Annotated in this window: 7 protein-coding genes; 1 reads left to right on the forward strand and 6 read right to left on the reverse strand. The window is 60.7% G+C overall.

Annotated features, from left to right (window positions below; genetic code table 11):
- The first annotated feature begins 30 nt into the window (after positions 1–30).
- Positions 31–291 carry a 30S ribosomal protein S20 gene (gene rpsT, locus ACE4YL_RS04855; protein ID WP_461358135.1) on the forward strand — a complete coding sequence of 87 codons (261 nt, stop codon included), beginning with the start codon at positions 31–33 and terminating at the stop codon, positions 289–291.
- A gap of 55 nt (positions 292–346) precedes the next feature.
- Here the strand turns inward: rpsT and holA are convergent, their stop codons facing one another.
- The 6 genes from holA to ACE4YL_RS04885 form a co-directional block, all read right to left on the reverse strand.
- The gene (holA, locus tag ACE4YL_RS04860; RefSeq protein WP_461358136.1) at positions 347–1,333 is read right to left on the reverse strand and encodes a DNA polymerase III subunit delta; all 987 of its coding nucleotides are present in this window, start codon (positions 1,331–1,333) and stop codon (positions 347–349) included.
- A gap of 25 nt (positions 1,334–1,358) precedes the next feature.
- Entirely contained in the window at positions 1,359–3,638 is a 2,280-nt protein-coding gene (locus ACE4YL_RS04865) for a DNA internalization-related competence protein ComEC/Rec2 (RefSeq protein WP_461369309.1), read from the reverse strand.
- Positions 3,622–3,984: a ComEA family DNA-binding protein gene (locus tag ACE4YL_RS04870; protein WP_461358138.1), complete on the reverse strand. Its 363-nt coding sequence runs from the start codon at positions 3,982–3,984 to the stop codon at positions 3,622–3,624. Before ACE4YL_RS04870 ends, ACE4YL_RS04865 begins: the two co-directional genes overlap by 17 nt.
- 155 nt (positions 3,985–4,139) lie before the next feature.
- Positions 4,140–4,679 (reverse strand): Rnf-Nqr domain containing protein, encoded by a 540-nt coding sequence (locus tag ACE4YL_RS04875; RefSeq protein ID WP_461358139.1) that lies wholly within the window; start codon positions 4,677–4,679, stop codon positions 4,140–4,142.
- Positions 4,672–5,259 carry an Rnf-Nqr domain containing protein gene (locus ACE4YL_RS04880; protein ID WP_461358140.1) on the reverse strand — a complete coding sequence of 196 codons (588 nt, stop codon included), beginning with the start codon at positions 5,257–5,259 and terminating at the stop codon, positions 4,672–4,674. Before ACE4YL_RS04880 ends, ACE4YL_RS04875 begins: the two co-directional genes overlap by 8 nt.
- 1 nt (position 5,260) lies before the next feature.
- Positions 5,261–6,000: FMN-binding protein (locus ACE4YL_RS04885; RefSeq protein ID WP_461369310.1), on the reverse strand; the 740-nt coding region annotated here is incomplete at its 5' end.

Raw genomic sequence — 6,000 nt, forward strand, 5'->3', positions numbered from 1 at the left:
AAGTAATTGTGCCTGAGGAGGTGAACTGGTATGGCCAACAGCAGATCCGCTGAAAAACGGGTGAGAGTTAACCGGCAAAAGCGTGCCCGCAACATTTCCGCCAAGTCTGCCCTGAAAACAACCATTAAGAAGTTTGAGGCCGCTTTAGCCAATGATCCAAGCAGCGCGCCAGCCCACCTTCGCCTGGCATTCAAGGCTCTGGATCAGGCAGCAGCCAAGGGCATTATCCACAAGAACACAGCATCCCGCAAGAAGTCTCGTTTGAGCAAGAGACTGACCAAACTTGCCTAAAGCAAAAAAAAGCAACGCCCTTCCGCTTGGATGAGGCGTTTTTGCTTTATCAGGCTCAAGTCAGCTTGATGATCAGGTCCGTGAGCACCTCCTCGCCGGAGGCCCCCAGCTTGATTTCGCCATCGGCCTGCACGACAGCATGAAAACCGGCAAACAGCTCATCTAGGCTGAATCTCCTGGCCTGGGCCCGCACCTTTTTCAGGGGGTAAGCGCTGCTTTCGCCCATGGCGGCTGCCGCCCCGTCCAGATTAGAGCTTGTCTTGGCGGCCAGAAGCAAGCGCAGCTGGCGTTCAATCAGGGCCAGGATGCGCAGGGGAGCCTCGCCGGCCGCCAGCAGCTGCTGCAGCATACCCAGCGCCTCCCGGCGCTTTTTTTGCGCGATGAAGTCGGTGAGCTGGAAAACAGCGTGATTGGCGATCTGCTCAGGCCACAGAGAGGTCACCGCCTCCACATCCTGCGCGCTGATTTCTGTCCGCTCGCCCACATAGGCGATGAGCTTGTCCAGCTCATTGTGGATCACCTGCAGATTGGTACCCACCCGCGTGAAGAAGAGCTGCACCGCAACCTGTTCGATCTTCTTTCCCTCTCCGGCGCAGTACTTCGCCACATGATCAGCCAGCTCTTCCCCGCGCAGCGCGCTGCACTCCACCTCCAGGGCGAACTGGCGCAGGATCTTCAGGTACCGCCAGCGCTGATCCAGTTGGTGGTAAAACAGAGCCAAGCTGTTGGCCTGGGGATTCTCCTCCAGCCACTTGGCCAGCTTTTCCATGGTGTCCCCGGGCACGAGATGGGCTTCGCGCAAAACCACCAGCTTCGCCGTGCCCCCCCAGGGTAAGGTAGCCAGTTCTGTAAGCACAGGCTCCAGGTCGAGATCCTTGGACCCGTGGAAGAGGGACCAGTTCCACTGGCCGAAGCTCTCCTGGGCCATCCTGTTTTTCAGGACTGAATAGAGGCGATCCTGCCAGAAGGACTCGGGCCCATGCACCAAAAGAACCCGGGGCAGGGGCTCTGTTTCCAGCTTTTTGAGTAAAGAGGTGTCCACCAGCCATCACTCCCATCAAGTTAATTCACGATGCACTGCGCCTAAACCTTCCCCATACCCCCCACCAGACCTCAAAAGTTACCGGCCCCTCCTCCGTGGTGCGCCAGCTGATCCCCCGCGCCTCCAGCGCCGCGAGTACCTCCCCATGGGGATGCCCAAAGGGATTGGGACCCACGGGAATGACGGCCCAGTTGGGATCCACCGCCTGGTAGAACTCCTCCACCAAGCTGCCGCGGCTGCCGTGGTGGGGGATTTTCAGCCACTGGGCCCGCAGATCCAGATCCGGATCGTGGGCCAGATCCCAGAGCACAGGCGCCTCCAGATCGCCGGTAAAGAGCAGCCGCATCCCCCCATACTCCACCTTGAACAGCAGCGAATTGTTGTTCTGGGCCGCGGGAAGGTTGGGACGCAGTTCCCCCGGGTAGAGCACGGTCAGGGTGATCCCATCCCCCAAGTCCAGCCGATCCCCAGCCCGTACAACCCTGTAGGGAATGTCCTTGGCGGCCAGGAGGTCCAGATAGCGCTCGTAGGTGGGGCTGGTGTGGCTATCGCCGTTGTCCACGACCAAGCCCACCGGAAAGGCTTCCAGCACGGCCAGAAGTCCGCCTAAATGGTCATCGTGGGGATGGGAGAGGATGACGTAGTCCAACCGCTCAACCTGCCGGTGGCGCAGATAGGGCACCACCCGCTGGGCCCCCACATCGCGCCCGCCGGGCTGCCAGGGAGCCCAATCTCCTCCACCGTCGATGAGGATACTGCGGCCGCTGGGGGTGCGCAGGAAAAAGCTGTCCCCCTGCCCCACATTGAGGGCGGTCACTTCCAGGGGACGGCGCACAGCCGGCGGCAGAGACATGAAAAAGCAGAGCACAACAAACATACTCAGAAGCTGGATGTAGGTCTGCCGGGGCTTGGTCACCCGGGGGAGCTGCAGGCGCCAACCGGCGTAGATAAAGAAAAGCCACCAAACCACAACTTCGGGCAGGGTAAGGGTACCGAGCGTCCACTGGCGGGCATAGGGCAGCAGCATGGCCTCCAAGGCCCCCACCACCCCCATCACCCCATTGAGGATGCGTCCCAAGCCGAGAAAGCCTAAACCCAAGGCCGTAAGGAGCCCCACCACCAGGAGAACGGCAGTGCAGGGCAGAAAAAGCAGGGTGGCCACGGGCCCCAGCAGAGCCACCTCCCCGAAGCTTCCCAGCAAAAAGGGGGCCAAAGCCAGCTGGGCAGCGGTGGAAAGGAGCAGGGACTGCACCAGGTAAGCAGGGATCCTCCTTTTCCAGCCCAGCCGCAGGGTGGGTCCCCAAAGCAGAATGCCGCCGGATGCGGCAAAGGACAAAAGAAAGCCCAGGTCAAAGGCGAAAGCGGGCTTGAGCAGGAGCAGAGTCCAGCCGGCGGCGGCCCAGATGTGCAGAGCATCCCGGCGCAGCCCCCTAATGCCGGCATAGCCCCCCAAGGCACTTACCAAAAAGGCCCGCCAGGCCGATGCGCCGGTGCCTGACACGACGATGTACATGAACAGAAAACACTGCAGGATGAGGTACTTCAGCCAGGGACGCCAAGGCAGCCTGCCCATAACCCAGGAAACCCCCAGGGCCAGGTAACCAACGTGCATGCCGGAAATGGCTAAGAGATGGGAAATCCCCAGAAGCCTCCAAGTTTCCCGGCGGTCATCACCTAGCTGATCCCGCTCGCCCAAAACTAAGGCCAAAACCAGCCCGGGATGCCGCACATGGGCGGTCACATTCCGGCGCAGAACGGCGCGCACCCGCTCGAGAAGGCCCACCTTCTCCTGCCTGGAAATGACAAACTCCGGGGGATAGCTTACCCCAAAAACGCCCAGGCGCCTCAGGTAGGAGCGGTAGCAGAACACTCCGGGGTTGGGCGCTTTAGCGGGCTGGGCCACCGTGCCCCTAAAGGTGAGCTCATCACCCACCGCCACCCTTGCCTGCAAAGGCAGATGCACCGCGACCCGGTGGGCGGACGAATGCAGCTGCACCAACACCCGCTGATCAAAACTAAGGGGCTGCACGGCGTAGACCCTGCCGCTAAACTCACCCTCCCGGGGGACAACCCAGGCCTGCTCAGGCAGCATGGCCACCTGTCCAATGAGCAGGGCTGCTGCGCAGAGCGCAGCGCGGAAGAGCCCGTTTCCCGGGCGCCCCCGATAGGCTGCATACAGCCAGGCGCCAGCCAGCAGCAAGAACACGGCCGCCAAAAGCCTGGGGCTGAAAGGGCCCCGGGAACCCACGCGGATCCCCAGGGCCAAAAGGGGAAAGAGCAGCAGAAGACTACTGGGCCTGCGCATCTTCTTCTACGTACAGGCAGATCAGGTCGGCAATCTGGGCCAGGCGCTTTTCTCCAATGCCCGATACCCGTAAAAGGTCCCGTTTTTCCCGGAAAGGTGCCTCTTTCCTCTCGATAATAATCCTCTCCGCCAGCACGGGACCGATGCCCGGAAGGGTCTGCAGTTCCGCCAGGCCCGCGGTGTTGACATGCACCAGCGGACAGTGTCTACCTTCCTGGGCAGGAGCAGCTGCCTCCGCCGCCTGGACAACCTGCGGTTCGAAACTGCTTTGCTTCCAACGCACCCCCTGCTGCAGAAGACTGAGGGCAATTAAGATGAGCAGAACAACCCTTTGCTTCGTGGGCACAAGACTCTCTCCTCTGCCACTCCCCGGGCAGTATTAACTTCCACAAATGTCTTAAATTCCCTCTTTTTTCTGATAACTTTTCCCCAAGGGCCCCTGACTTAAAAACGCCCCGGGGAAGCTGCTGCTTCCCCGGAGCGCTGTGCACCGAAAAGACTCTAGAACCTAAACCCCAGCAGGGCGATGGCCAGCAGCCCCACTGTGATGAGCAGGATGGGCACACCCTGCAGGGCCTTGGGGATGGGCGCCAGTTCCAGGCGCTTCCTAATGGTAGCCATGACCACCAGGACTATCAGATAGCCCAGCCCGGCTCCCAGGGCAAACCAAAGATTCTGCACTCCGGCTGCGCCGCTGCGGCCCATGAGAAGCAGCAGGCCCACCAGGGCGCTGTCCACAGCCCGGCGCTCCAGGGAAGAAACCTGTCCCTGTTTGAGGATGTGCGGTGCAGTAAACCCAGCGACTAAGCCCACCAGGAGGTAGAATCCCAGTTGAGGAGCAGGCGCGACGGGGATAATCGGGCCCAACAGCCAGAGGAGCACGGAACCGAGCAGCATAGCCGTGAGCAGCGTTACTCCCGCTTTAGCTGCCTCTTTCACATTTGTCGTGTGACGAATCAGGGCATAGAGCCCCAGGCCGTGCACCAAAACCAGGTTCCCGCTGACAACGGTCTGCGCCAAGATTTCCAATCCATTAGTCATGGAGTTCCCCTCCCCGCTTGGTAACGAGATTGACTAAAGCCATAAGCAGGCCCAGGATGACCATGCCCCCAGGGACACTGCCCGCCAGGGACAACGGAGCCAATGACCCGGTTACGATCTGCCGACCGAAGATGGAACCCATCCCCAAGAACTCCCTGACCACGCCCAGCACAACCAAGACCAAGGCGAAGCCTAAGCCTTGTCCGCAGGCCCTCAGGAGTTCTTCGCCAAAACCACGCCTTTCTCCGCCCGCCTGGAGCAGCAGTTCATCAACGGCCAGGAGGGGCAGGAAAATCCCCAGGCTGGCCACGAGACCGGGATTCCTCCCCAGCAGCAGGCTGTACACCGCCACAACCAGCAAAATGAGCACGAGCATCCGGACAGCCAGCTTGGCATTTTCCGGCACATGGGGAGCCAACACCCAGTTAACGATGGCTGCTGCCACCAGCAGGATCGCGGCGATTATACCCAGGGCCAAGCCGTTCATGGCGGTAGTGGTCACCGCCACCGCCGGAACCAGCCCGAGAGCCAGCACTAACACCGGATTCTTTGTGAACAGACCTTCCCATAACTGTTTCATCCTATTGGCCCTCCTTTATCCTCAAGGCATCACGCACCGCATCTTCCAGTGCCCGGCTGATGAACGTGGCGCCGCTCACCGCCTCAACCGGCCCCTGCGTCTCGATGATCGCGGGAATCAGGTGTTTGAAGGCCGTATCGGCGATGAAGGGGGTCTCCTCCGACTGCACAACCTCAATGTTTGTGATCTTACCACCTTCAACAGTGACGTCGATCACCAGCTCACCGCCGAAGCCGTCGGCGCTACCCCGGTACGTGCCGTCTTCCACCAAAATGGCGAAGGGCTCAGCCGCTTTCGACGCCTCAGTTACTCCACTTACCGCCTTGTCCACAGCTTCCAGCAAGGCCTTGCTGGTGAAGGTGGCACCGCTCACCGCCTCAACCGGTCCCTGGGCCTCGATGATCGCCGGGATCAGCTCTTTGAAAGCCGTATCGGCAATAAAGGGTGTTTCCTGGGATTCTACAACTTCAATGTCTGTGATCTTACCGCCTTCAACGGTCACATCGATCACCAGTTCACCGCCGAAACCATCGGCGCTGGCCCGATACGTTCCATCGTCCACTGCAATGGTGAAAGCCTCTACTGCTGCCTCTGTTGCGGCACCGTCCACCGCCTGTGCTAAGGCCTGCTCCACAGCGGCCATGATTGCCTTACTGGACACCGTGGCACCGGAGGCGATCTCCACCTGCGGCGAGTTGGCCTGCACAATCCGCTGCGGCACATTCTCGTAGGCGGGGTCAG

Source organism: Candidatus Darwinibacter acetoxidans (genome assembly GCF_041936445.1).
In the GTDB taxonomy this organism is placed as follows: Bacteria; Bacillota; Limnochordia; order Darwinibacteriales; family Darwinibacteriaceae; genus DTU010.